Source organism: Pseudomonas parafulva NBRC 16636 = DSM 17004 (assembly GCF_000730645.1).
Classification (GTDB): domain Bacteria; phylum Pseudomonadota; class Gammaproteobacteria; order Pseudomonadales; family Pseudomonadaceae; genus Aquipseudomonas; species Aquipseudomonas parafulva.
Genome location: NZ_BBIU01000016.1, coordinates 152,825 through 176,088 on the forward strand (window position 1 = coordinate 152,825; position 23,264 = coordinate 176,088).

The window sequence follows — 23,264 nt, forward strand, 5'->3', positions numbered from 1 at the left end:
CTCTGGTCTGGCTCAATGACAGGAGGGCGCCATGCACCCCCCACACAAGCCAGCAGTATGCCAGACCTGTCAGACGTAGGAGTCGTCGTCGTCGAAGAACCCGCCCTCGTCGCTGCCGTAGTCGGCATCGGAGTAACCGCCCTGATCACTGCCCCAGCCGCCATTGTCGGCCACCTGCTGCTGACCACCCTGGTCGTTCCAGCCACCATTGTCGCTGGCCGGTGACGGTTCTTCCTTGATTACCTCGACCACCTCTTCAGGCTGCGAGTTGTGGTTGAACAGGCTGCTGATGCCTTGCGCCAGCAACACGCCGCCCGCTACACCCGCGGCGGTCTGCATGGCGCCGCCCAGGAAGCTGCTGGCACCACTGCGGGCAGGGGCAGGGGCCGCGCCAACACCAGGTTGCTGGGCCTGCGGCTGAGAAAAGCCTGGGGCCGACGGCTCGCGCCAGCCCCCAGCGGACGGTGCCACGGGGGCCGCAGCAGGCCGTTGCGGCTGCGCAGCCGGGGCTGCACTGCGCCCGCCCGTGCCAAAGATGCTCGACAGAAAACCGCCGCCACCCGAGCTAGGCGCGGCATTGCCTGCCTGCGCAGCCTCGGCCTGGGCGCGCGCTTGCTTGAGCTCGGCCTGCAGCTGCTTGTTCTGCTCGTCCAGCTGCTTGATGGCAGCCTCTTGTACCAGAATCGCCTGGGCCATGTAGTACGGCGCCGCCGGCTGCTGACGCAGGTGCGCTTCGATGCAGGCCATGGCCTGGGCATCGCGAGGCTGGTTCGGGTCCTCGGCTTGCTTGATGCGGCCAAACAGGCCATCGATCAGGGTTTGTTCTTCGGTATTCATGGGCGACCTCGTGGGTAGCAGGGCAACGGACAGCCTCAAAGATGGGGCGTGACGGCGCCTGATTCAATCACCTGCGCCGTGAAACTTTTTTCAGCAAGTGACAGCTCCAGGCGTGCTTTGGGCTAAAGTTACCGCCCTGTTTCAATTGCCATGCGATGTTGACCGATGAATCCGCTGAGCGTCCTGCGCGACTCCCTGAGTTTCTTTTACCGCCACCTCGGCGCCATCCTGCCACTGTGTTTGCCACTGGTGGTGCTGGAAGCCCTGATCACTCAACTGCTGTACCGCCAGCTGGGCGACCAGGCTTCACCGGCCTACGGCATGCTGATCAGCTTGCTGTGCTACCCGCTGTACAGCGCCGCACTGATCCTGTTTCTCGACACCCGCAGCAACGGCCAGGTGGTGGCCAACCGCGACCTGCTCGCCCGCGCCGTGCAACTGTGGCCGCCGCTGGCGCTGCTGATTCTGATCAGCTCGCTGTTGATCATGGCGGGCCTGGCCCTGTTCGTCATTCCGGGTGTGTGGATCATGGTGAACCTGGTGTTCGCCGAATACCTGCTGGTACTGCGCGGCCTGCCGACAGTGCAGGCCATGCGCGAGAGCGCCCGCATGACCACGGGCCATTTCATGCGCATTCTGGTGTGCATGGTCGGTGCACTGGCACCAATCTGGCTGATCGATGGGCTGATGCTGCTGGCCCTGCCCGACCCGTCCCCTGGCACAGAGCTGATCATGGACAGCCTCAGCGGCTTCCTGCAGTTGTACAGCACCGTGGTGCTGTACCGGCTGTTCATGCTGCTGGAGGGCCAGCAGGCAGCGTGAGGCGACAAGGGAAAGCCTTCGGCCTGCTGGGGTTTGGCACGCTGCATTAGCGTGCCTATCTCCAACAGGCTTTCGAGGAACCCCCTATGGATAGCGCCATTGAGGCACATTTCGCCCGTTCGTTTCGCGCCCGGCTCTACATGCGTGTAGCCAACAGCACTGTGCCACTGCGCCTCAGCCGCAGTTCAGACAAGTTCAGCTGGGGCGTGACCCCTGAGGATGACTGGCTGCAAGCCGGTGGGCGGCAAGACTCACCACTGATGGACTTCCATTACCTTTCAGCTACCGATGACCGCCTGCACTACAACATTACGGTTCCAGGGCGCCCACAAACCAAGAAACTGGGGGTGAGCCGTAATGGCTACCTGGGCTTCTACTGGCATGCCGAAGTAACGGATCCCTGGAAGATCGAACCGCTGCGCCAGACTGACGAAGGGCTTGTCTGCCACTTGCGCGACCACCGCGGGTACCGTGTGGGGGCTATCAAGGACACGCCGCACCACAGCGGTGACTGGGTGGCGTTGCTGAACGTGGAGGAAGGGGATGTGTACAACTTCTTGCTCAGGCAGGAGGGTTGAGGGGTCGGGGCCCCCTTGCGGCCCCTCCCGGTTCACGTTCCTCGCGGCTTGGCCCGCGCTGTCGCCTCGGCCACCAAAGGGTCGTCTGGCCAGTAATGCTTGGGGTACCGCCCCTTCAGGTCCTTTTTCACCTCGGCATAGGTTGTACGCCAGAAGTTGGCCAGGTCCTGCGTCACCTGCACGGGCCGCCGTGCAGGCGAAAGCAGGTGCAGCTTCACCTGCTGGCGGCCATTGGCAATGCGTGGGGTGTCCGCCAGGCCGAACAGCTCCTGCAGCCGTACGGCCAGAATCGGCGGGTGCTCGCTGTAGTCCAGGCGAATACTGGAACCTGACGGTACACGCAGGTGGGCCGGGGCCTGCTCTTCCAGCCGCTGTGGCAGCGGCCATGGCAACAGGTTGCGCAGCAGCGCTGGCAAGTCCAGGGCAGCAAAATGGCTCAAACGCGAGACTTTACCCAGATAGGGCTGTAGCCAGTCTTCAAGGCCGTCGAGCAAGGCCTGGTCGGTGAGGTCCGGCCATTCGCTGCTCGCGCTCTGGGCCATGTCCAGTTGGCGCAACAACGCCACCCGGGCTTGCCACTGGCGCAGGTCAGGGGTCCAGGGCAACAGGTTCAAGCCCTTGCGCCGCACCAGCCCAAGCAATGCCCGGGCGCGTGCGTCGTCGTCCAGGCCAGGCAGCGGTTCGCGGCTGAGTATGAGCTCCCCCACTTTCACTTGCCGCTCGGCACGCAACACCTGCTCGCGCTCATCCCAATCGAGAACGTCCACCCGCTGCACCTGGTCGGCCAGCACATCGTCCAGCAGGGCGGGGTCGAACTCGGCAGCCAGGTAGATCCGTTCCTCCCGCTGGCCCTGGCGGCTGCCCAGGTCCGCGACCACCAGCCACGGGCATTTCATCAGCGCGTCACTTTCGGCAAACAGGGCGGCACGGCCATTCGCCAGCCGGTACTCCGCACTGCCTTCGCGGCGCTGCTGAGCAATGCGGTCGGGGTAGGCGCATGCCAGCAGCGCGCCCAACCAGCGCGGATGATCGGGGTCAGCCACGGCGTGACGGGCATTACCTTGCAAGAGGTTACGGTACTGGCGCGACAGCTGCCGGGCACGTTGAACGCCGCCCTGGCCACTACGGCCGGCGTTGTGCTCACCGCTGACCAGCGCCAGCCGACTGTGCAGGTCTGCACCGCCGCCGCGCTGGATATCCCGCTCCCCCAGCAGCGCGGCCACGTCACAGGCCATGCGCGACAACCCCAGGGCTTGCCCGCGCAGCAGCAGGTGAGCGATGCGTGGGTGTGCGGGCAACTCGGCCATCGCCTGGCCGTGCTCACCAAGGTGGCCCTGGCTGCCCGGTTTGAACGCCCCCAGCCGCTGCAGCAGGTCCTGAGCCTGGGCGAACGCAGCGGTGGGCGGCTGGTCGAGCCAGCACAGTTGGCCAGGTGTCACGCCCCACCGGGCCAGTTGCAAGGCCAGGCCAGCCAGGTCGGCCTGCAGAATCTCCGCACTGCCATAGGCGGCCAGTTGGTCGTGCTGGGCCTCGGACCACAGGCGGTAGCACACCCCGGGCTCCAGGCGGCCGGCGCGGCCCGCACGCTGGGTAGCACTGGCGCGGGAAATGCGCTGGGTATCCAGGCGGGTCATGCCGCTGCCTGGGTCGAAGCGCGGCACCCGCGACAGCCCGGCATCAATGACCACGCGTACGCCTTCGATGGTCAGGCTGGTTTCGGCGATATTGGTTGCCAGCACCACTTTGCGTCGCCCGTCCGGGGCTGGGTTGATCGCTGCCCGCTGGGCACTGAGGTCCAGTTCACCGTGCAACGGGCACAGCAAAACCTCGGGGCGATCCGCCAAGGCCTCCTCCAGGCTCTGATGGACGCGGCGGATCTCCGCCTGCCCCGGCAGAAAGACCAGCAGGCTGCCGGCCTGGTCGGCCAGGGCATTGAGCACACTGTCGACGACCCGAGGCTCGATGAACTCACCCGGCTGAAACGGCCGCCCCCAGCGGATGTCCACGGGGTACATGCGCCCCTGGCTGCTGACCACCGGCGCATCGCCCAACAGCCGAGACAGGCGCTCCCCTTCAAGGGTGGCCGACATCAGCAGAATCTTCAGCGGCGGGTCGTCACGCAGTAGCTCCCGACCGTTCAGGCCAAGGGCCAGGGCCAGGTCGGCATCCAGGCTGCGCTCGTGGAATTCGTCGAAAATCAGCAACCCCACCCCCTCCAACGCGGGGTCGGCCTGCAAGCGGCGGGTCAGGATGCCCTCGGTCACCACTTCGATGCGCGTCGCAGGCCCTACCTTGCTGTCCAGCCGAATGCGGTAGCCCACCGTTTCGCCCACCTTTTCCCCCAGCTCGCTGGCCAACCGCTCGGCAGCAGCCCGAGCTGCCAGGCGGCGCGGTTCGAGCATCAAGATCTTCTGGGTGCCCAGCCAGGGTTCATTCAGCAATGCCAGCGGCACACGGGTGGTCTTGCCGGCGCCGGGCGGTGCTTCGAGCACCGCTTCATCACGGGCTTGCAAGGCCTGGCGCAGCGCAGGCAAAACGGCATCGATCGGTAAAGAAATCATGGTGGCCCTCGAACAGAGACGCGAGTATAACGGCGAACCGACCCTGCTCTATCATGGTCTTAGCTGTTGGTTGCGGGCGCCTTGCCTGCCCTGCTGAATGCCCTCCGGAGATCTACATGCGCATCCCATCCCGCGTAATCGGTGGCGCCCTCGTCGTCACCCTGCTGACCCAGCTGACAGCTTGCGGCACGATTTTCTACCCAGACCGTCGCGGCCAGATCGACGGCAAGGTCGACCCGGCCATTGCCGTGCTCGATGCCATCGGCATTCTGTTCTACGTAATCCCGGGGCTGGTCGCCTTTGGCGTCGACTTCGCCACCGGTGCCATCTACTACCCGCGCGGCCAAACCGCCCATGTAGACCCCGCCAAGCTGCGTAATGCCGTCACCCCGGATGGCAAGGTGGACAACCTGAAGCTGCAAGCCATTCTTGAAAGCGAACTGGGCCAGCGCCTGCCGCTGGACGACCCACGGCTTATCCAGCACCGCGGCAGCGCGGAGCAGCTGGCCAGCCTGGGCCTCGCACCTGCGGCCTGACCCCGCGAGGCCCTGCCATGACGACCCCGGCCGAACACCAGCGCCTGCTGCGCCTGGCTACCCGCGCCTCGTTGGCGGTAGCCAGCATTCTGGTGGTGAGCAAGGCGCTGGCCTGGTGGCTGAGCGGTTCGGTCAGCCTGCTGGCCGGGCTGACCGACTCGGCACTGGATGCAGTGGCTTCCTTCCTCAACCTGCTGGCCGTGCACTATGCGCTGCGGCCCGCCGATGACGACCACCGTTTCGGCCATGGCAAGGCCGAAGCCCTGGCCGGCATTGCACAGGCGCTGTTCATCGGCGGCAGTGCGGTGCTGATCGGCCTGCAGGCGGTCGAGCGCCTGCAGGCACCGCAACCCTTGGGTGACACGGCCGTGGGTATCGCCGTGATGCTGTTGTCGCTGGCACTCACGGTCGCGTTGCTCGCCTTGCAGCGCAAGGTCATACGGGTGACGGGCTCCACGGCAGTGCGCGCCGACTCGCTGCATTACCGCTCCGACCTGCTGCTCAACGGCAGCATCCTGCTGGCATTGCTGCTGGCCCGTTTCGGCTGGCCACAACTTGACGCCTTGTTCGGCCTGGGCATCGCTTTCTACATCTTGTGGAGCGCCTTGCAGATTGCCCGTGAAAGCACGGCCATCCTCATGGACCAGGAGCTGCCGGGTGATGTCAGCGATGACATGGCCCGCCGAGTGCTGGCTATCGACGGGGTACAGGGGGTGCACGACCTGCGCACGCGCATGTCAGGCAACCAGTGGTTCGTGCAGTTGCACATCGAACTGCCCGGCCAGTTGCCTCTGCACCAGGCCCACAGCTTGTGCGTGCAGGCCTCGGAGGTGATCCGCCAGCATTACCCGAAGGCGGATGTGATCGTGCACGCCGACCCTCTTTGACGGGCACGCCTCAGTTGATGCTGTAACCCCTGCCGCTGAAGCAGGCGCCCAGCGCCCGGCGGTAGTTATCCACAACCGGTGCCGGGGGCGCATAGGCTGCGGTGGCGGGGTCGAAGCCTGACTGGCTGACTGCCCAGCGATGGCACTGGTAACGGTCCTGCTCCTGCTGCTGCGGGCCCTGGCCGTACATCGGGTAGGCCACCACGTCGTACCCGCCTTGTTCTGCCGGCCCAGGCCCAGGCGGCGGCGCGACGGCAGGTGGGTTGACCACCACGTACTGGCGGCTGTCATCCAGGTATTGGTAGTAGGTATCGGCCACCAGGTAGAACAGTGCGCCGTCCCGTGTCACCTCCCGGGCATAGGGCGGCAGGTAGTCCACACGCACCCCGTGGGGCGGTGCCACCACGATGTATTCCCTGCCGTGTGGGCGGTACCAATACCCGCCTGAGTAGAAGTAGTCCCGGCCGCCGTAGGGCACCTTCCAGTACTGGTCAGGAAAGCGCTCCACGGTCTGCCCCGGCCGGTACCGCGGCCCAGGGCCCCAACCGCTGCCCTGCCCGTCGGGCCGGCCATGCCAGCCTTCACCAGGCCCACGGCCAGGGCCATCGCCACGCCACGGCCGGTCATCGCCGTGGCGCCGCGGAATATCCTGGTAATAGCCCGGGCGTGGCGGCTGGGTTTGCTGCACTTCATCGCGTGAATTCAGCGCCCGCCCTGGCGCAGGGGCAGGCGCAGCGCCGGGCCCAGCCTCACCAGGTGGCTGCGGGCCGGGTGCGCCCGGGCCCTCGCCCGGCCCGGCGGCCACAGCGCCCAGGCTGACGCCCAAGCCCAGCAAACCTACACTTGCCCACAGCCGAATACGCGACTTCATGGTATGCCTCTCGGTTGAAAAAACGGCTAGCGACGACAGTCTACCGCGCCAGCCGGGCAGGCCCATTAAATTTGCGACCATGAAAAAAGGGAGGCCACTGGGGCCTCCCTTCAGGAATTGTCGTCCGTGCTCGGCGCTTGTGGCCCCGGCTCACCTCACACCGTCTTCTGGAGGGTGCGTAGCCCGGGGACCTGGCACATCCTGTTGGATGGCTGGCCGCGACCGCCCGCCTAGGGCGCGTCGCCGTGGACTGATGTCCGGGCAGTGATTCTGTTGATAAAGATACCGGGGCAGAGGCGGCACAGGATTGCGAAGATTGCTCGGATAAATAGCACTTGCGCAATTTTTTACCCTGGATTGATAATTCGCCGCAATCTGAAAAGAAAAGGATCAACACGTGAGCAAACTCGACCGCTACGACCTGAGCATCCTCGCCGAATTGCAGCGCGATGCCCGCATCTCCAACCAGGAACTGGCCGAGCGCATCGGCCTATCGCCCTCGCCCTGCTCGCGTCGGGTCAAACAGCTGGAGGACGATGGCTACATCGCCCGGCAGGTGGCCTTGCTCGACCGCAAGAAGCTGGGCCTGAGCCTGACCGCCTACGTGCTGATCGGCATGGACCGGCACACGCCCGAACGTTTCGAAACCTTCGAGGCGGCCATCCGCAACCTGCCGCAAGTGCTCGAATGCAGCCTGGTGACCGGTATGGATGCCGACTACCAGCTCAAAGTGGTGGTGCCCGACATGGACCATTACCAGAAGCTGTTGCTGGGCAGCCTAACGCGGATCGAAGGCGTTACCAGCGTGCGCTCGAGCTTCGTGCTGAACCAGGTACTGGCCAGTACCGAGCTTCCATTGACCCACCTGCGGTAGATGCCGTTGAGCCTGGGCGTATAATCGCCCGCTCAGCCTGCCTGGAGAACCCTGATGGATCCTGCCGTATTCGAAGAATGGATGATGATCATCCTAGTCACCGTGTTGATCGGTTTCATGGGGTTCATCGTGTGGGACCTGGCCAAGAAATCCAAGGCCGGACGGTTCGGCACCTTCATCCTGTTCTTCGTGCTGGGGCTGGGCGTGCTGGCCTTCGTGATCAAAAGCGTGGTGGTGGGCTTTCTCGAGGGCGTCTGAGCGTTAAAGGGCCGGCGCCACTTCACGCCAGCAACCCTGCTCCAGGCCATCCAGTGTCCAGTCACCGATGCGTACCCGCACCAGGCGCAAGGTGGGTAGCCCTACAGCTGCCGTCATCCGCCGTACCTGGCGGTTACGGCCTTCGCGGATCACCAGCTCTAGCCAGTGGGTGGGCACGCTCTTGCGAAAGCGCACCGGCGGGTTGCGCGGCCACAGCGGTGGCTCTTCCAGGCGGCGCGCCTCGGCGGGCAGCGTGAGCCCATCATTCAACTGCACCCCCTCGCGCAAGCGCTGCAACTGCTCGTCGTTGGGCTCACCCTCTACCTGTACCCAGTAGGTCTTGGCCAGCTTGTGCCTGGGGTCGGCGATTCGCGCCTGCAGGCTGCCGTCGTTGGTCAGCAGCAGCAAGCCTTCGCTGTCCCGGTCCAGGCGCCCGGCCGGGTATACACCGGGTATGTCGATGAAGTCCTTGAGCGTGGCACGGCCTTCACCGTCGCTGAACTGCGTCAACACATCGAAGGGCTTGTTGAACAGGATCAGCCGCGGCTCGGCCGGTGGCGCCTTGGCCTGGCGACGGGGGCCGGGAGCAGGCCGCGCCTGGGGGCGGCGCGGCTTGGAACGGGGTGGCAGTGACATGGACCCTCAGCGGAACGGCGGCTCATCGAAGCTGCGCAGTTTACGCGAGTGCAGCGAGTTGAGCTCGGTGCGCAGCAGGTCCAGCGCAGCGATACCGATCTTCAGGTGCTGGCTGACGGCGCGGTTGTAGAACGCGTTGGCCGAACCCGGCAGCTTGATTTCGCTGTGCAGCGGCTTGTCCGACACGCACAGCAGCGTGCCGTAAGGCACCCGCAGGCGGTAACCCTGGGCGGCGATGGTGCCGCTTTCCATGTCCACGGCCACGGCCCGGGACAGGTTGATCAGCGGCCGCTCCTGGGCCCAGCGCAGCTCCCAGTTGCGGTCGTCGTAGGTCAGCACGGTGCCGGTACGCAGGCGCTTCTTCAACTGCTCGCCGCGTTCGCCGGTCACCTGCGCAGCCGCCTCCTGCAAGGCCATTTGCACCTCGGCCAGGGCAGGGATCGGAATATTCGGCGGTACTACCCGGTCCAGGATGCCGTCACGGCGCATGTAGGCATGGGCCAGTACGTAATCACCGATGGTCTGCGACTGGCGCAGGCCGCCACAGTGGCCGATCATCAGCCAGCAGTGCGGGCGCAGCACGGCCAGGTGGTCGGTGATGTTCTTGGCATTGGACGGGCCTACACCGATGTTGACCAGGGTGATGCCATCGCCGTCTTCGGCGATCAGGTGGTAAGCCGGCATCTGGTAGCGGTGCCACACCACGCCGGCCACCAGGGCCTGCGCCTCGCCATGGTCCATGGCCTTTTCGATCACCACGTTGCCGGGCAGCACCATGCGCACGAAGCGCGGGTCATCGCGCAGTTGGTCCAGACCGTGGCTGATGAACTGGTCCACATAGCGGTGGTAGTTGGTCAGCAGGATCCAGGGCTGCACATGGCGCCAGTCGCTGCCGGTGTAGTGCACCAGCCGGCGCAGCGAGAAATCGACGCGCGTCGCGTCGAACAGCGCCAGGGGCAAGGTATCGGTACTGTCCCAGTCGTACAGGCCGTCGGCGATGTTGTCAGTGGCAGCAGACAGGTCGGTGCTGGGGAACACCCGCGCCAGTTGCGCCGCGGTAATGCCGCTGCCCGCCAGTTCATCGCCCTGGTCGACCACGTAGGGGTACGGGATGCTCTGCTCGCTGACGCCCACCTCCACCGTGACGGTGTAGTCGTGCATCAATGGGCGCAGTTGCTCCAGCAGGTAACCGCGAAACGCAGCCGGCTGGGTGATGGTGACGCTGTAGGTACCGGCCACCTGCACCTTGGCGTAGGCACGCGTGGTGGCCGCGACTTCGCCGTGGCTGTAGTAGGTCAGGCGCAACGCCGGGTAGCGGAACAGGTCACGCGCCTGGGCATCGGGCTCGGTACGGTCCTTCAGGTAACGTTTCAGGGCCTGGCTGAGGGCACTGGTGGCCTGCTCGTGCAAGGCCGCCAGACGATCGACGGCCTGTTCGGGAGTATCAACGACTTCAAACGCTTGGCTCACACTGTGCTTCCTGTCTGGACATGCATGGGAATCATCTTGCCTGCCTTCTTGGGCAAATACACCCCCATTGATCGGTGTTGCACCCATTCGCCCCCCTTGAGCTCAGCACCGCACCTGTAAACCCGTGCCCACCCTCAGAACAGCCCGTTCATCCCACCCAGGCTGGCGTGGCCCTTGCCACCAACGCCTCCACATCGGCCCCCCGCGGCAGCGCCCCGTACGCCCGCCCACTGCCTGCCAGGCGGCTACCGATGAACGCATCGCTGACCACCGCGTTACCCGCCTGTAGTAACAGCTTGGCCTGCAGCGCCAGGGCAATGTCTTCAGTCAGCTGCCGCGCCCGGTACTGCAGGTCACCGGTGTCGGTAAACGCGGCCTTCAGGTTGCCGATATGCGCCGCCAGGCGAGGGTCGCCATGGCCATCGCCCAGTTCTGTAAACAGCGCATCCAGCACGCCCGGCTCCTTGGACAAGGCCCGCAGCACGTCCAGGCATTGCACGTTGCCCGAGCCTTCCCAGGTCGAGTTCACTGGCGCTTCGCGGTACAGCCGCGGCAGGATGCTGTCTTCCACATAACCGGCACCGCCCAGGCATTCGGCCGCTTCGTTGATCATGCCGGGGGCGCGTTTGCACAGCCAGTATTTGCCCACTGCCGTGACCAGCCGTGCAAAATGAGCCTGCTGCGGGTCATCCAGTTGCTCCAGTGCCTGCCCCATGCGCAGGCTCAAGGCCAGCGCGGCTTCGCTTTCCAGCGCCAGGTCGGCCAGCACGTTCTGCATCAATGGCTGGGCGTTCAGCAACCGCCCGCCCACCTTGCGATGCGCACAGTGGTGGGCAGCCTGGGTCAGTGCCTGGCGCATCAGGGCGCTGGAGCCAACCATGCAGTCGAAGCGCGTCATCGCCACCATTTCGATGATGGTCGGCACACCCCGCCCCTCTTCGCCGACCATCCACGCCAGCGCCCCCCGGAATTCGACCTCGCTGGAGGCATTGGCGCAATTGCCCAGCTTGTTCTTGAGCCGCTGGATATAGAACTGGTTGCGGTTGTCGTCCGGGCGATGGCGCGGCAACAGGAAGCAACTGAGGCCTTTCTCGGTTTGCGCCAAGGTGAGGAAGGCATCGCACATCGGCGCCGAACAAAACCATTTGTGGCCAACCAGCTCATAAGGCTGGCCCGGCCCCGGCGCCCCCACCGGGTAAGCCCGGGTGGTGTTGGCGCGCACATCGGTCCCCCCCTGCTTTTCGGTCATGGCCATGCCCAGGGTGACGCCTGCCTTGTGCCGGTCGCCGACATTGCGCGGGTCGTACTGGCAGGCCAGGATCTTCGGCAGCCAGTACTCGGCCAGCTCGGGTTGCAGCCGCAGCGCCGGAACGGCAGCGAAGGTCATGGTCAGCGGGCAACCGCTGCCCGCCTCGGCCTGGCTGTGCAGGTAGGTCATCGAGGCGCGCGCCACGTGGGCGCCGGGGCGGGGTTCGGCCCAAGGCAGCGAAGGCAGGCCATGCTCGACGGCGGTGCGCATCAGTTCATGGTAGGCCGGGTGGAATTCGACCAGGTCGATACGGTGGCCATAGCGGTCATGGCTGCTGAATTCGGGTTTGTGCGCGTTGGCCAGGAAACCTGCCTGCATCAATGGCCCACCGGCCAGCGCGCCGTAGGTATCGATCCGCGACTCGGCCCAGCCCGCCCCGTAACGCCTGGACCACTCCTGAAGCGGCAGGTCGAGGCGGTAGAGGTTGGCGCCATCCAGGGGTGGGGGCTGGTTGGTGACTTCGTGGGTTTCAGCGTACTGGTGCAGGTTCATGGAGGGCTCCTGGATCCGGGTAGGCTTGAGAGAACCAGTGAAGCACTGGTTGCGGGGGAATCAAAGCTCGCCGCACGTTTTGCAGCGTTCAGAGAAGCGCGCCGCCCAACCCCGTACCCTCAGGGCAAGCGCCGCGCCTGCCGGATATCCGGGCTCATCTGCACCTGCGAAATCGCCATGTTCACACTCAACTCAAACCGGCTCCCTAGCCCACGTGTGGACTCATGGGCCAACCGTGCGCCCAGCAACTCGCCCATCTGCCGGCAGATCGACAGCCCGATACCCAGCCCGCCATAGCGCCGGGTCATCGACCCATCCACCTGGAAGAAGCGCTGGTACAGGGTCGACTGCTCCAGATCATCGAAGCCAATGCCGCTGTCGCTCACGGTAAAGCTCAACGCCAGATCCCTCGGCCCCACACGGCGCCCACGCACCTGAACCGTCACACCGCCCTGGTGGGTGAACTTCAACCCGTTGTCCACCAGGCAACCCAGGCAACGGGCCAGCTTTTGCGCGTCACCCAGCAGCTCATCCGGGATGTCGGCGGGAATGTCCAGGCTCAGGTACAGCCCCTTGCTCAACGCCCGCCCCGCATACCCTGCACGCAAGCCCTGCAGCAGTGCGCGCAGGCTGAACGGCGCGGGGTGCGCGCGCAGGCAGCCTGCCTGCAGTTCAGACAGGGTGAGAATGGCATCCACCAGGTCCATCATGCCCTGCGCCGACCACACGGCAGTGCGGTGGTAATGGGCCATTTCGGCGTCCATCGGCAGGGTCTGCATCAACTCCAGCGAGCCGATCACACCATTCATGGGCGTGCGCAGTTCATGGGTAACGCTGGCCAGAAACTCATCCTTCAGCCGGTTACTGGTGGCTAACTGCTGGTTGACTTGCTCCAGCGTGCGGCCGGTGTCACGCAGGGCCTGCGCCTGCTGATTGCGCAGGCTGTTGATGCGGTCGGCCAACGCCAGCGACAGCAACGCCACCTCCAGCGCCGAACCCAGCTGGCTGGCGTACATGGTAATGAACAGGTTCGGCAGGTAACCCAGGACCATGAGCGTGTTGACCAGCCCACCCAGCAAAAACGCCGTCCAGGCGATGATGAACCACCGCGCCACCCGCAAACCACGCCACCAGGCATACAGCCCGGCGCTGAAAATGCTCACCGTGAACAGCAGTGCCAGCGCCGTTGCCATGCGCAACGCGATGCCGTAGCGCAGGGTCACGGCCAGCACCATCACCCCTGCGCCGCCCAGCATCAATGCCTGCAACAGCCGGTCAAACCGCGGACTGATGGTGCGCAGTTGCAAAAAGTGCCGGGCGAACTGGCAGCCAAACAGCCCGGCAGCGCCGATGAACAGCGGCGTACAGGCATTCGCCCACCAAGGGCTGTTTGGCCACAGGTAGGCAATGCCCGCACCGTTGACCGACACCTGGTACAACCCGAACGAAGCGATATACAGGATGTAGTACAGGTAACTGACATCGCGCACGCTCAGGTAAATGAACAGGTTGTACACCAGCATCACCAACAGCACGCCATAGATCATGCCCAGCACGTAGAAATGGCTGGGCTGCGCCTCCAGATAGGCCTCCGGCGCCCACAGGGCCAGCGGCGCCTGTACCGAACCCTGGCTGTGCAGGCGCAAGTAGACAGTGGTGGCCTGCCCAGGTGGCAACTGCAGGCTGAACAGGTAGTTGCTCTGGCGGATCTGGCGGCTGTCGTAAGGCAAGGCATCGCCCGTGCGCTGAGCCAGCTGAAAATGCCCGTCGGGGTTGGCAACGTACAGTTCAAGGTAATCGAGCGGCGGGTAGGCGAGTTCCAGCAACCACTGGCGTGGCGTGACAGCGCCCTGCGCGAGGGGCCGCAGCTCAAGCTTGAGCCAGAACACCGAAGTGGAATAGCCGGCGTTCATCACCGCTTGCTGGTGTGGGCGAAAGTGCTGGGCGAAGCCAGGTGCGCTGACCTGCGCGATGCTGGCACTGCCGTCCGGGTCTTCATACACCTGCATGACCTTGCCCAAAGGCAAGTGACGGGTGGTATCGGCGAAGTCCACCGCCCCGGCAAGCACCGGCAGCAAACCCAGCAACACAATCAGCAAATAGCGCATACAGCCCCAGCATGGCCTGGCCAGTCGCGTCGTGTTCGCCTCCTTTCCGTTTGAGACGACGTGAGCCGGCAGTACCCATTGATCGAATGATGCGCGCACTCTAGCACACCTGCGTCAGGCTGCCGCAGGCAACACTGAAGAAGCCTCTCTAGAACAGTGCTTACAGGCCATTATCAACTACAGTCCTTACCCTGACACAACTAAACCCGCGCCTGGGGCAGCCCCTCAAACCGCTTTGGTGGTAAGCTCGCCGACCATGAATACCTACGCCTCCCGCCCCGTTGTCCTCTGTCTCTCCGGCCACGACCCCAGTGGCGGCGCCGGCCTGCAGGCAGACATCGAAGCCCTGCTCGCCCAAGGCTGCCACGCCGCGCCCGCGGTGACCGCCCTGACTGTGCAGGATACCGTCAACGTTTCCGACTTCCGCGTGCTCGACCGCGCATGGGTGCTGGCCCAGGCCAATGCCGTGCTGGCCGACTCCCAGGTGGCCGCCGTGAAGCTGGGCATGCTCGGCTCTATCGAGATGGTCGACACCGTCGCCGAACTGCTGGCCGCGCACCCGCACCTGCCGCTGGTGTGCGACCCGGTACTGCGCGCGGGCGGCGGCGGGCGGCTGGGCAAGGACGAGGTGGGTTATGCCCTGCGCGAGCGCCTGTTGCCATTGGCAACCATCGCCACGCCCAACCTGCCAGAGGCGCGTATTCTTGCCGAACTGCCCGAGGGCAGCGCCGATGAGTGCGCAGACAAACTGCTGCAGTTCTGCAAGCACGTGCTGATTACCGGCGGCCACGGCGACGAAGCCGAAATCCACAACCGCCTGTACAGCCGTGACGGCCAGCACCACACCTGGACCTGCCAGCGTCTGCCGGGCAGCTACCATGGTTCGGGCTGCACCCTGGCCAGCGCCCTGACCGGCCGCCTGGCCTTGGGCGAACAGCTGGACAGCGCTGTGCGCAGCGCCCTGGACTACACCTGGCGCACGCTGCGCGATGCAGAACAGCTGGGCAAGGGCCAGTACGTGCCGCGCCGCCTGCCGCTGGACTTCTGCTCCTGACACGAGGTGTTCGATGAAACTACGGGGCCTGTACGCCATCACCGACAGCCAGCTGCTCGCCGGGCGTTTTCTCAGCCATGTGCAAGCCGCCCTCGAAGGCGGTGTGTGCCTGCTGCAGTACCGTGACAAGGGCGACGACGACGCACGCCGACTGCGGGAGGCCGAGGCCCTGAAAACCCTGTGCGAGCGTTACGGCACCCAACTGATCATCAATGACGATGCCGAACTGGCTGCACGCCTGGGTGTCGGTGTGCACCTGGGCCAGACCGATGGCCCACTGACGCCGGCCCGCGCCTTGCTGGGCCGCCAGGCAATCATCGGTTCTACCTGCCATGCCAGCCTGGACCTCGCTGCCCAGGCGGCCAGCGAAGGGGCCAGTTATGTCGCCTTTGGCCGCTTCTTCAACTCCACCACCAAACCGGGTGCACCCGCTGCCAGCCTCAGCCTGCTGGAACAGGCGCGCACCCAGGTGAAGCTGCCGATCACGGTGATCGGCGGCATCACCCTCGACAATGCCGCCCCGCTGGTTGCCCATGGCGCCGACCTGCTGGCGGTGATCCACGGCCTGTTCGGCGCCGATAGCGCGCAGGAAGTCACCCGCCGCGCCCGCGCCTTCAATGCCTTGTTCGCATCCTGATTCGAGAGAGCCTTCCATGTCCCGTTCCGAAGCCCTGTTCGCCCAAGCCCAGAAGCACATCCCCGGGGGCGTCAACTCGCCCGTGCGCGCCTTCAAAAGCGTTGGCGGTACGCCGCTGTTCTTCAAGCACGCCGAAGGTGCCTACGTCGTAGACGAGGATGACAAGCGCTACGTCGACTATGTAGGTTCCTGGGGCCCGATGATTCTTGGCCACGGCCACCCCGACGTGCTGGATGCCGTACGCCGCCAGCTGGAACATGGCTTGTCCTACGGCGCCCCTACCGCCATGGAAACCGAAATGGCCGACCTGGTCTGCGCCCTGGTACCGTCCATGGAAATGGTACGCATGGTCAGCTCGGGCACCGAAGCGACCATGAGCGCCATCCGCCTGGCCCGTGGCTACACCGGTCGCGATGCCATCATCAAGTTCGAAGGCTGCTACCACGGCCACTCCGACAGCCTGCTGGTCAAGGCCGGTTCCGGCCTGCTCACCCAGGGCGTGCCAAGCTCGGCGGGCGTGCCGGCCGATTTCGCCAAGCACACCCTGACCCTGCCGTTCAATGATATCGCTGCGGTCGAAAAAACCCTCGCCGAAGTCGGCCAGACCGTCGCCTGCATCATCGTCGAGCCGGTTGCCGGCAACATGAACTGTGTACCGCCGGCCTCGGGCTTCCTCGAAGGCCTGCGTGAGCAGTGCGACAAGCACGGTGTGGTACTGATCTTCGACGAAGTGATGACGGGCTTTCGTGTCTCGCTGGGCGGCGCCCAGGGCCACTACGGCATCACCCCCGACCTGTCCACCTTCGGCAAGATCGTCGGCGGCGGCATGCCCGTCGGCTGCTTTGGCGGCAAACGCGAAATCATGGGCTGCATCGCCCCCCTCGGCCCGGTTTACCAGGCAGGCACGCTGTCGGGCAACCCGCTGGCGATGGCCGCCGGCCTGACCACCCTCAACCTCATCAGCCGCCCGGGCTTCCACGCAGAGCTGACCGACTACACCACCCGCATGCTGGACGGCCTGCAGCAACGCGCCGATGCCGCAGGTGTGCCGTTCGTCACCACCCAGGCGGGTGCCATGTTCGGCCTGTACTTCAGCGGCGCCGACGACATCGTCACGTTCGAAGACGTGATGGCCAGCGATGCAGAGCGCTTCAAGCGCTTCTTCCACCTGATGCTCGACGGCGGCGTGTACCTGGCCCCGAGCGCGTTTGAGGCAGGCTTCACCTCCATCGCCCATGGCGACAAGGAGCTGCAAATTACCCTGGATGCGGCTGAGAAGGCCTTTGCCGCGCTGAAGTGATGCAGCGCCGGTAATGGCCCCGCACAGGTGCTGGAGGGGGCCATTACCGGCAATCAACACCGCGCACAATCAGCCGACTTCCCCAACCCGAGATAAATTCCAGTAAAACTTTGTAAGGTTGGCGCTGCTTATCCCATAATGTGCCACCAGAGACATTGGCCGCAGCTTTGCAGAGGTAAGTCGATCCCCATGAACCGCACCGGCCGCGCCCTCACCCTGGGCTGCCTGCTGCTTCTTCAGCCCCTGCTGGCCCTGGCGGAGGGCGGTAACTCGTTGCTTATCCCGGCAACGGGGCGCTGCACGTTGAATGTGCAGCCTGAAGACCTGGCAAATGCACTCAAGGCTTGTGAGCAGACCGCGACCGCAGGGGATGCCCAGGCGCAGTTCGAACTGGGCGAGCATTACTACACCCAGGCCCCCAAAGACCTGAACAAGGCACTGGACTGGTTCCAGAAAGCGTCGCTGCAGGGTCATGCCGAAGCCCAGTACCGCCTGGGTGCCATGTTCTTCCGTGGTGAAGGGGTCAAGGCCAACAACGTGCAGGCCTACATCCTGCTGAAGATGGCGGCGGTCAACGGCGCTGAAGATGCCCTGGACATGGCCGACGAGGTCACCGAGCAGATGCCCCGCGACGAGCTGGAACACGCCACTCAGGTACTCGGCCAGATCTTCCGCAAGTATTTGCTGGAACTGCAGAACGCCGACGGCCGCTCTCCGTTCTCGCCATTGCCCTGAGTGCTGCATAGCCGGCAGCGCCGATCGGGGCTTTCGCCACTGCCATTCAAGGGTTATTCTTGGGCTCACACCCATTGCCGTCGAGCGGCTAAAAAAGACCTTGAACGCACCCATAGAACCCCATCGTTTCATCCTCGAGCCCTTCGAGGCCCCCCGTTTCGCCAACTTGTGTGGCCAGTTCGACGAGCATCTGCGCCTGATCGAACAACGCCTGGCCATCGAGATCCGCAACCGCGGCAATCAGTTCGAACTGATCGGCGACCCCAAGACCACCAGCGCTGCCGAGCAGCTGCTGCGCCGTCTTTACCGTGAAACCAAGGCCACCGAGCTGTCACCGGAGACCGTGCACCTGTACCTGCAGGAATCGGCCGTCGAGAACATCGACAACCCGGCGGTCAACGAGGTCAGCGTTTCGCTGCGCACACGCAAGGGCAATATCCGCCCCCGTGGCGTCAATCAGCAGCGCTACGTGAAGGAAATTCTGGCCAACGACATCAACTTCGGCATCGGCCCGGCGGGCACTGGCAAGACTTACCTGGCCGTCGCCTGCGCTGTCGACGCCCTGGAGCGTGAACAGGTGCGGCGCATCCTGCTGGTACGTCCGGCGGTTGAGGCCGGCGAGAAGCTCGGCTTCCTGCCGGGTGACCTGGCGCAGAAGATCGACCCGTACCTGCGACCGCTCTACGACGCACTGTATGAGATGCTGGGTTTCGAGCATGTGGCCAAGCTGATCGAACGCCAGGTGATCGAGATCGCTCCGCTGGCCTACATGCGCGGGCGCACCTTGAACAACAGCTTCATCATCCTCGACGAAAGCCAGAACACCACGCTCGAACAGATGAAAATGTTCCTTACCCGTATCGGCTTCGGTTCAACGGCGGTGATTACCGGTGACATCACCCAGGTAGACCTGCCGCGTGGCACCAAGTCGGGCCTGGCCCACGTGATCGAGGTGCTCAGGGACGTACCGGGTATCAGCTTTACCCACTTCCAGCCCAAGGACGTGGTCCGTCACCCACTGGTACAGCGCATCGTCGAAGCCTACGACCGCTTCGACGCCCGCCAGGCCAAGCCCGAGGCGCCTGGCAAAGATGCTTGAACTGGACATGCAACGGGCGACCGACGCGGCCGCCCCGGATGACGCGGCGTTCCGCCGCTGGTGCGAACTTGCCTTGCGTCAGCGCCAGGCCGATTCCGAGATGACCATTCGTCTGGTCGACGAAGCCGAAGGGCGGGAACTCAATCACACGTACCGGCACAAAGACTACGCCACCAACGTGCTGTCGTTCCCTGCAGACGTGCCCGATGACCTGCTCGATATCCCGCTGCTGGGCGACCTGGTCATTTGCGTGCCCGTAGTCGAACGTGAGGCTGCCGAACAAGGCAAGCCGCTGGAGGCCCACTGGGCGCACCTGGTCATCCACGGCTGCCTGCACCTGCTCGGCTACGACCACATCGACGATGACGAGGCCGAAGAAATGGAAGGCCTGGAACGGGATTTGCTGGCGGAACTGGGTCACCCCGACCCGTATGCCGACGATGAAACCGACTCAATCACACACTGATACACCAAGGATCACGAGAACCGCCATGAGCGAAGATCGATCGAGCAACGGGCAAAAGTCCTGGCTGGGCAAACTGACCCAGGCTTTTGCCCATGAGCCGAAAAACCGCCAGGAGCTCCTAGAGCTGCTGCGCGAAGCCCACCAGAACAAACTGCTGGACAGCGAAGCGCTGACTATCGTCGAGGGCGCCATCCAGGTGGCCGACCTGCAGGTACGCGACATCATGGTGCCGCGCTCGCAGATGAACAGCATCCGGGCGGGCCAGTCGCCGCGCGAATTCCTGCCGGCAGTGATTGATGCGGCGCACTCGCGCTACCCGGTCATCGGCGAAAGCCACGACGATGTGCTGGGCGTGCTGCTCGCCAAAGACCTGCTGCCGCTGATTCTCAAAGAGAATGGCGACAGCTTCAATATCAAGGACCTGCTGCGCCCTGCCACCTTCGTGCCGGAGTCCAAGCGCCTGAACGTGCTGCTGCGTGAATTCCGCGCCAACCACAACCACATGGCCATCGTCATCGATGAGTATGGTGGCGTGGCCGGTCTGGTCACCATTGAGGATGTGCTGGAACAGATCGTCGGCGATATCGAAGACGAGCACGACGTCGAGGAAGACAGCTACATCAAACCGCTGCCCAGCGGCGACTTCCTGGTCAAGGCGCTGACGCCCATCGAGAACTTCAACGAATTCTTCGACAGCGGCTTCTCCGATGACGAGTTCGATACGGTCGGCGGCCTGGTCATGAGTGCGTTCGGGCACTTGCCCAAACGTAACGAGACCACCGAAATCGGCTCGTACAAGTTCCGTGTCCTGAATGCCGACAGCCGGCGCATACACCTGCTACGCCTGACCCCGATCAACCGTTAAGGACAAACATGCACTGGATCACCCGCCCCGGCTGGCCCGGTAACCTGCTGGCCCTGGCGGCCGGTGCTTCCACCCTGCTGGCGCTGGCGCCCTTCGATATCTGGCCGCTGGCGCTGCTGTCCATAGCGGTGCTCTACCTGGGCCTGCGCGAGCTCAGCCCGCGCCAGGCCCTGTGGCGCGGCTGGTGGTTCGGCTTTGGCCTGTACGGGGCCGGCACCTGGTGGATCTACGTCAGCATGACCACCTACGGCGGCGCTTCGCCGGTGCTGGCGATCGCCTTGCTGCTGGCATTCTTTGCCGCCCTGGCCTGGTTTTTCGCCTTGCCCACCTGGTTGTGGGCCCGGTGGCTGCGGCGCAACGAGGCACCGTTGGCCGATGCCCTGTGCTTCGCGGCATTGTGGCTGGTGCAAGAGGCCTTCCGTGGCTGGTTTCTCACTGGCTTCCCGTGGCTTTACGCGGGTTACAGCCAGCTGGACGGCCCACTCGCAGGCCTGGCACCGCTCGGCGGCGTGTGGCTGGTCTCGTTCACCCTGGCTTTGACAGCTGCGCTGTTGTGCAACCTGCACCGCCTGCGTGCGCGCCCGGCATTCCTGGCTATAGCGTGCGTGCTGCTGCTCACCCCCTGGGGCCTTGGCCTGGCGCTTAAAGGCCACGCCTGGACTACCCCGGCAGGCGACCCACTGAAGGTGGCTGCCATCCAGGGCAACGTCGAGCAAGACGTCAAATGGGACCCCGCACACATCGACGCGCAACTGGCGCTGTACCGTGACCTGAGCTTCAGCTCCCGGCCAGTGGACCTGCTGATATGGCCGGAAACCGCAGTGCCGGTGCTCAAGGACCAGGCCCAGGGCTACATCGACATGATGGGCCGCTTTGCCGCCGAACGTCATTCGGCGCTGATCACCGGGGTGCCGGTGCGCGAGGTGGTGCACCGCCAGCGCCGCTATTTCAATGGCATTACGGTTGCTGGCGAGGGTGACGGTACGTACCTCAAGCAGAAGCTGGTGCCATTTGGTGAATACGTGCCGCTGCAGGACATGCTGCGTGGCCTGATCGAGTTCTTCAACCTGCCCATGTCCGACTTCGCTCGCGGGCCGGAAGACCAGGCTTTGCTGCAGGCCAAGGGTTACCAGATTGCACCTTACATCTGCTACGAAGTGGTCTACCCGGAGTTCGCCGCAGGCCTTGCCGCGCGCAGCGACCTGCTGCTGACCATCAGCAACGACACCTGGTTCGGCACCTCCATCGGCCCGCTGCAACACCTGCAGATGGCCCAGATGCGCGCACTCGAAGCCGGGCGCTGGATGATCCGTGCCACCAACAACGGCGTCACGGCCCTGATTGACCCATATGGCCGCATCACAGCCCAGGTGCCTCAGTTCCAGCAGGCGGTGATGTATGGCGAAGTGGTGCCGATGCAGCAGCTCACGCCGTACCTGCAGTGGCGCTCATGGCCATTGGCAATCGTGTGCGGCCTGCTGCTGGGCTGGGCGCTGCTGGCCGGGCGGGTTGCCAGGGCTGTCTAAACCTGCACCCAAAAAATGTAGGAGCTAGCGCAGCTCGCGATGCGCCGCGCGAGCGGCGCTGGGTACCTCAGGCTCTGCTCGCCCCGCACGCGGGCGCGGGCGCGGGCGGTTCAATAAAACAACCGGTAGCCTGCCAAGCCTGCCATTTCATTGATTAGCTGCCCGTTCTGCCACACCGATCGGCTCTCGGGCAGCAAGCCAGCGAAGGGGCGGCCATGTTCGCGCCCCAGGAACCCCACCGGTGCTGGCACCACCGTGAACCCCGCCTGTTCGAAGCTCCAGCGCGAGCGCTGCATGTGCCAGGCTTGCGTCACCACCACCACCCGGCGCACGCCAAGCGGCTGCAACAGCGCTGCGGTCAGCTGGGCATTCTCCCAGGTGGTACGGCTGGCTTCTTCACGCCACTTCACCTGAACCCCGAAATCTTCGGCCAGGCTATCAGCCATCAACCGGGCTTCGCTCGGCGGCGTGCCGTAATGCAGGCCACCGCTGGTCACTACCGGCAGCCCCGAAGCCTTGGCCAGGCGCGCCGCAAAACGCAGGCGCTCCAGCGCAGTCGGCGTCGGCTGGTCAGCCCCGGCCCAGGCAGGGTCGCCGCGCTCACGGCCAGCCCCCAGCACCACGATGGCATCGGCCCGGCGGCTGAGGTTCGCCCACTCGCCAGGCTCCAGCGCCGGCTCGGTTTCCAGCAACCGTGCCGCTTGCTGCACCGTCACTGGCAGGCTCATCAACCACAGGCCGCCGAGCCCCAAGGCGAAGCACAGCGCAGCAAGCCTGGGCCGTGTTCGCCGCAGCCACCAGGCGGCACCCAGTAACAGCAGCAACAGGCCAGGTGGCAGCAGCCATTGTTTGATGAAGTATCGGATGGGCATCAGCTACACCTCCTGGGCAGGCGTGCAGCCTAAAAGCATCGGCGCCGGCCAACAAGGGCAGACCGGCACCGATGGAGTACGCTCAGAAAATGGACCCAGGCCCGACGATGGCCTGGTCAGCGATGAGACGTTGCTCTTGAACGCGGCGCATGCGCGGGGCGTTTTCTGTCCTTGAGCCAGATGATCCTGGCCGATGCCGGCTCCGCTTGTGGGTAACTGCCGGCACAGCCCTCGGGGCGCGCCCGGAACGATTCCAGGTAAGCCCTGATCACCTCGAACTCGGCGTGGCTCAAACCACGCAATTCCAGTTCCGCAGGCATCTCGTCACGCAACTGCACCGACGCCCTGGCCGTCTCCAGGGCCAGCCCAAGGCGGTCGATCAGCCGTTCGTAAAGTTCTGGTTTGATTGCAGGTAGCTGCGACTCTCCCATCCGTTCACCTCATTGAAGATAATGACCATATCTCCCCCCA

The 23,264-nt window shown here is 64.7% G+C and carries 23 protein-coding genes; 14 read left to right on the forward strand and 9 right to left on the reverse strand.

The features are described from left to right. Positions 1–69: 69 nt before the first annotated feature. Positions 70–837, reverse strand: a complete 768-nt coding sequence (locus PPA02S_RS12230; RefSeq protein ID WP_028632721.1) for a DUF2076 domain-containing protein — start codon at positions 835–837, stop codon at positions 70–72. Between the two features lie 165 nt (positions 838–1,002). Here PPA02S_RS12230 and PPA02S_RS12235 point away from each other — a divergent pair, with 165 nt between their 5' ends. Both PPA02S_RS12235 and PPA02S_RS12240 read left to right on the forward strand, forming a co-directional pair. After that, entirely contained in the window at positions 1,003–1,659 is a 657-nt protein-coding gene (locus PPA02S_RS12235; RefSeq protein ID WP_028632722.1) for a YciC family protein, read from the forward strand. Positions 1,660–1,745: 86 nt separating this feature from the next. Next, the gene (locus tag PPA02S_RS12240; RefSeq protein ID WP_028632723.1) at positions 1,746–2,237 is read left to right on the forward strand and encodes a hypothetical protein; all 492 of its coding nucleotides are present in this window, start codon (positions 1,746–1,748) and stop codon (positions 2,235–2,237) included. A gap of 32 nt (positions 2,238–2,269) precedes the next feature. Here the strand turns inward: PPA02S_RS12240 and hrpB are convergent, their stop codons facing one another. Further along, positions 2,270–4,798: an ATP-dependent helicase HrpB gene (gene hrpB, locus PPA02S_RS12245; protein WP_028632724.1), complete on the reverse strand. Its 2,529-nt coding sequence runs from the start codon at positions 4,796–4,798 to the stop codon at positions 2,270–2,272. 116 nt (positions 4,799–4,914) lie between these two features. Between hrpB and pmcY the strand changes: the two genes are divergently transcribed. After that, positions 4,915–5,334 (forward strand): periplasmic Zn2+ metallochaperone PmcY, encoded by a 420-nt coding sequence (gene pmcY / locus PPA02S_RS12250; RefSeq protein WP_028632725.1) that lies wholly within the window; start codon positions 4,915–4,917, stop codon positions 5,332–5,334. 17 nt (positions 5,335–5,351) lie between these two features. Beyond that, positions 5,352–6,221 (forward strand): cation diffusion facilitator family transporter, encoded by an 870-nt coding sequence (locus PPA02S_RS12255; protein ID WP_028632726.1) that lies wholly within the window; start codon positions 5,352–5,354, stop codon positions 6,219–6,221. Between the two features lie 10 nt (positions 6,222–6,231). On the opposite strand, the gene PPA02S_RS12260 is transcribed toward PPA02S_RS12255, so the two are convergent. Further along, positions 6,232–7,092: a DUF6515 family protein gene (locus PPA02S_RS12260; RefSeq protein WP_028632727.1), complete on the reverse strand. Its 861-nt coding sequence runs from the start codon at positions 7,090–7,092 to the stop codon at positions 6,232–6,234. A gap of 397 nt (positions 7,093–7,489) precedes the next feature. Here PPA02S_RS12260 and PPA02S_RS12265 point away from each other — a divergent pair, with 397 nt between their 5' ends. Together PPA02S_RS12265 and PPA02S_RS12270 are read left to right on the forward strand one after the other, a co-directional pair. After that, positions 7,490–7,966, forward strand: coding sequence for an Lrp/AsnC family transcriptional regulator (locus tag PPA02S_RS12265; protein ID WP_028632728.1), 477 nt, complete (start codon positions 7,490–7,492; stop codon positions 7,964–7,966). Positions 7,967–8,020: 54 nt separating this feature from the next. Further along, positions 8,021–8,224: a DUF2788 domain-containing protein gene (locus PPA02S_RS12270; RefSeq protein WP_028632729.1), complete on the forward strand. Its 204-nt coding sequence runs from the start codon at positions 8,021–8,023 to the stop codon at positions 8,222–8,224. Positions 8,225–8,227: 3 nt separating this feature from the next. Here PPA02S_RS12270 and PPA02S_RS12275 read toward each other — a convergent pair whose 3' ends face one another. The 4 genes from PPA02S_RS12275 to PPA02S_RS12290 form a co-directional block, all read right to left on the reverse strand. Further along, positions 8,228–8,860, reverse strand: coding sequence for a pseudouridine synthase (locus tag PPA02S_RS12275; protein ID WP_028632730.1), 633 nt, complete (start codon positions 8,858–8,860; stop codon positions 8,228–8,230). 6 nt (positions 8,861–8,866) lie between these two features. Beyond that, positions 8,867–10,330 carry an AMP nucleosidase gene (amn, locus tag PPA02S_RS12280; protein WP_028632731.1) on the reverse strand — a complete coding sequence of 488 codons (1,464 nt, stop codon included), beginning with the start codon at positions 10,328–10,330 and terminating at the stop codon, positions 8,867–8,869. A 148-nt stretch (positions 10,331–10,478) separates the two neighbouring features. Beyond that, positions 10,479–12,131, reverse strand: a complete 1,653-nt coding sequence (locus PPA02S_RS12285; RefSeq protein WP_028632732.1) for an acyl-CoA dehydrogenase family protein — start codon at positions 12,129–12,131, stop codon at positions 10,479–10,481. A gap of 119 nt (positions 12,132–12,250) precedes the next feature. Next, the gene (locus tag PPA02S_RS12290; RefSeq protein WP_028632733.1) at positions 12,251–14,239 is read right to left on the reverse strand and encodes a sensor histidine kinase; all 1,989 of its coding nucleotides are present in this window, start codon (positions 14,237–14,239) and stop codon (positions 12,251–12,253) included. 256 nt (positions 14,240–14,495) lie between these two features. Here PPA02S_RS12290 and PPA02S_RS12295 point away from each other — a divergent pair, with 256 nt between their 5' ends. The 8 genes from PPA02S_RS12295 (at position 14,496) to lnt (ending at position 21,921) form a co-directional block, all read left to right on the forward strand. Continuing rightward, positions 14,496–15,293, forward strand: coding sequence for a hydroxymethylpyrimidine/phosphomethylpyrimidine kinase (locus PPA02S_RS12295; protein ID WP_028632734.1), 798 nt, complete (start codon positions 14,496–14,498; stop codon positions 15,291–15,293). Positions 15,294–15,306: 13 nt separating this feature from the next. Next, positions 15,307–15,930, forward strand: coding sequence for a thiamine phosphate synthase (gene thiE / locus PPA02S_RS12300; RefSeq protein ID WP_028632735.1), 624 nt, complete (start codon positions 15,307–15,309; stop codon positions 15,928–15,930). A 16-nt stretch (positions 15,931–15,946) separates the two neighbouring features. After that, positions 15,947–17,230, forward strand: coding sequence for a glutamate-1-semialdehyde 2,1-aminomutase (gene hemL / locus PPA02S_RS12305; protein ID WP_028632736.1), 1,284 nt, complete (start codon positions 15,947–15,949; stop codon positions 17,228–17,230). A 189-nt stretch (positions 17,231–17,419) separates the two neighbouring features. Then, positions 17,420–17,965 carry a tetratricopeptide repeat protein gene (locus PPA02S_RS12310; RefSeq protein WP_028632737.1) on the forward strand — a complete coding sequence of 182 codons (546 nt, stop codon included), beginning with the start codon at positions 17,420–17,422 and terminating at the stop codon, positions 17,963–17,965. A gap of 100 nt (positions 17,966–18,065) precedes the next feature. Further along, entirely contained in the window at positions 18,066–19,064 is a 999-nt protein-coding gene (locus PPA02S_RS12315; protein WP_028632738.1) for a PhoH family protein, read from the forward strand. Further along, positions 19,057–19,530 (forward strand): rRNA maturation RNase YbeY, encoded by a 474-nt coding sequence (ybeY, locus tag PPA02S_RS12320; RefSeq protein ID WP_028632739.1) that lies wholly within the window; start codon positions 19,057–19,059, stop codon positions 19,528–19,530. The genes PPA02S_RS12315 and ybeY overlap by 8 nt, the downstream gene beginning before the upstream one ends. Positions 19,531–19,555: 25 nt before the next feature. Next, positions 19,556–20,395, forward strand: a complete 840-nt coding sequence (locus PPA02S_RS12325) for a CorC family transporter (RefSeq protein WP_028632740.1) — start codon at positions 19,556–19,558, stop codon at positions 20,393–20,395. A gap of 8 nt (positions 20,396–20,403) precedes the next feature. Beyond that, a complete protein-coding gene (gene lnt, locus PPA02S_RS12330) occupies positions 20,404–21,921 on the forward strand; it encodes an apolipoprotein N-acyltransferase (protein ID WP_028632741.1) in 1,518 nt (505 codons plus the stop codon). A gap of 110 nt (positions 21,922–22,031) precedes the next feature. On the opposite strand, the gene PPA02S_RS12335 is transcribed toward lnt, so the two are convergent. After that, positions 22,032–22,793, reverse strand: a complete 762-nt coding sequence (locus tag PPA02S_RS12335; protein ID WP_028632742.1) for a YdcF family protein — start codon at positions 22,791–22,793, stop codon at positions 22,032–22,034. Positions 22,794–22,909: 116 nt separating this feature from the next. Continuing rightward, positions 22,910–23,224 carry a hypothetical protein gene (locus PPA02S_RS12340; RefSeq protein WP_028632743.1) on the reverse strand — a complete coding sequence of 105 codons (315 nt, stop codon included), beginning with the start codon at positions 23,222–23,224 and terminating at the stop codon, positions 22,910–22,912. Positions 23,225–23,264: the final 40 nt, after the last annotated feature.

Excerpts from the sequence above, each read along its gene's own strand:
- PPA02S_RS12230 (WP_028632721.1), bottom strand. The coding sequence starts at position 837 with ATGAATACCGAAGAACAAACCCTGATCGATGGCCTGTTTGGCCGCATC.
- PPA02S_RS12235 (WP_028632722.1), top strand. The coding sequence starts at position 1,003 with ATGAATCCGCTGAGCGTCCTGCGCGACTCCCTGAGTTTCTTTTACCGC.
- PPA02S_RS12240 (WP_028632723.1), top strand. The coding sequence starts at position 1,746 with ATGGATAGCGCCATTGAGGCACATTTCGCCCGTTCGTTTCGCGCCCGG.
- hrpB (WP_028632724.1), bottom strand. The coding sequence starts at position 4,798 with ATGATTTCTTTACCGATCGATGCCGTTTTGCCTGCGCTGCGCCAGGCC.
- pmcY (WP_028632725.1), top strand. The coding sequence starts at position 4,915 with ATGCGCATCCCATCCCGCGTAATCGGTGGCGCCCTCGTCGTCACCCTG.
- PPA02S_RS12255 (WP_028632726.1), top strand. The coding sequence starts at position 5,352 with ATGACGACCCCGGCCGAACACCAGCGCCTGCTGCGCCTGGCTACCCGC.
- PPA02S_RS12260 (WP_028632727.1), bottom strand. The coding sequence starts at position 7,092 with ATGAAGTCGCGTATTCGGCTGTGGGCAAGTGTAGGTTTGCTGGGCTTG.
- PPA02S_RS12270 (WP_028632729.1), top strand. The coding sequence starts at position 8,021 with ATGGATCCTGCCGTATTCGAAGAATGGATGATGATCATCCTAGTCACC.
- PPA02S_RS12275 (WP_028632730.1), bottom strand. The coding sequence starts at position 8,860 with ATGTCACTGCCACCCCGTTCCAAGCCGCGCCGCCCCCAGGCGCGGCCT.
- PPA02S_RS12285 (WP_028632732.1), bottom strand. The coding sequence starts at position 12,131 with ATGAACCTGCACCAGTACGCTGAAACCCACGAAGTCACCAACCAGCCC.
- PPA02S_RS12290 (WP_028632733.1), bottom strand. The coding sequence starts at position 14,239 with ATGCGCTATTTGCTGATTGTGTTGCTGGGTTTGCTGCCGGTGCTTGCC.
- PPA02S_RS12295 (WP_028632734.1), top strand. The coding sequence starts at position 14,496 with ATGAATACCTACGCCTCCCGCCCCGTTGTCCTCTGTCTCTCCGGCCAC.
- thiE (WP_028632735.1), top strand. The coding sequence starts at position 15,307 with ATGAAACTACGGGGCCTGTACGCCATCACCGACAGCCAGCTGCTCGCC.
- hemL (WP_028632736.1), top strand. The coding sequence starts at position 15,947 with ATGTCCCGTTCCGAAGCCCTGTTCGCCCAAGCCCAGAAGCACATCCCC.
- PPA02S_RS12310 (WP_028632737.1), top strand. The coding sequence starts at position 17,420 with ATGAACCGCACCGGCCGCGCCCTCACCCTGGGCTGCCTGCTGCTTCTT.
- ybeY (WP_028632739.1), top strand. The coding sequence starts at position 19,057 with ATGCTTGAACTGGACATGCAACGGGCGACCGACGCGGCCGCCCCGGAT.
- PPA02S_RS12325 (WP_028632740.1), top strand. The coding sequence starts at position 19,556 with ATGAGCGAAGATCGATCGAGCAACGGGCAAAAGTCCTGGCTGGGCAAA.
- lnt (WP_028632741.1), top strand. The coding sequence starts at position 20,404 with ATGCACTGGATCACCCGCCCCGGCTGGCCCGGTAACCTGCTGGCCCTG.
- PPA02S_RS12335 (WP_028632742.1), bottom strand. The coding sequence starts at position 22,793 with ATGCCCATCCGATACTTCATCAAACAATGGCTGCTGCCACCTGGCCTG.
- PPA02S_RS12340 (WP_028632743.1), bottom strand. The coding sequence starts at position 23,224 with ATGGGAGAGTCGCAGCTACCTGCAATCAAACCAGAACTTTACGAACGG.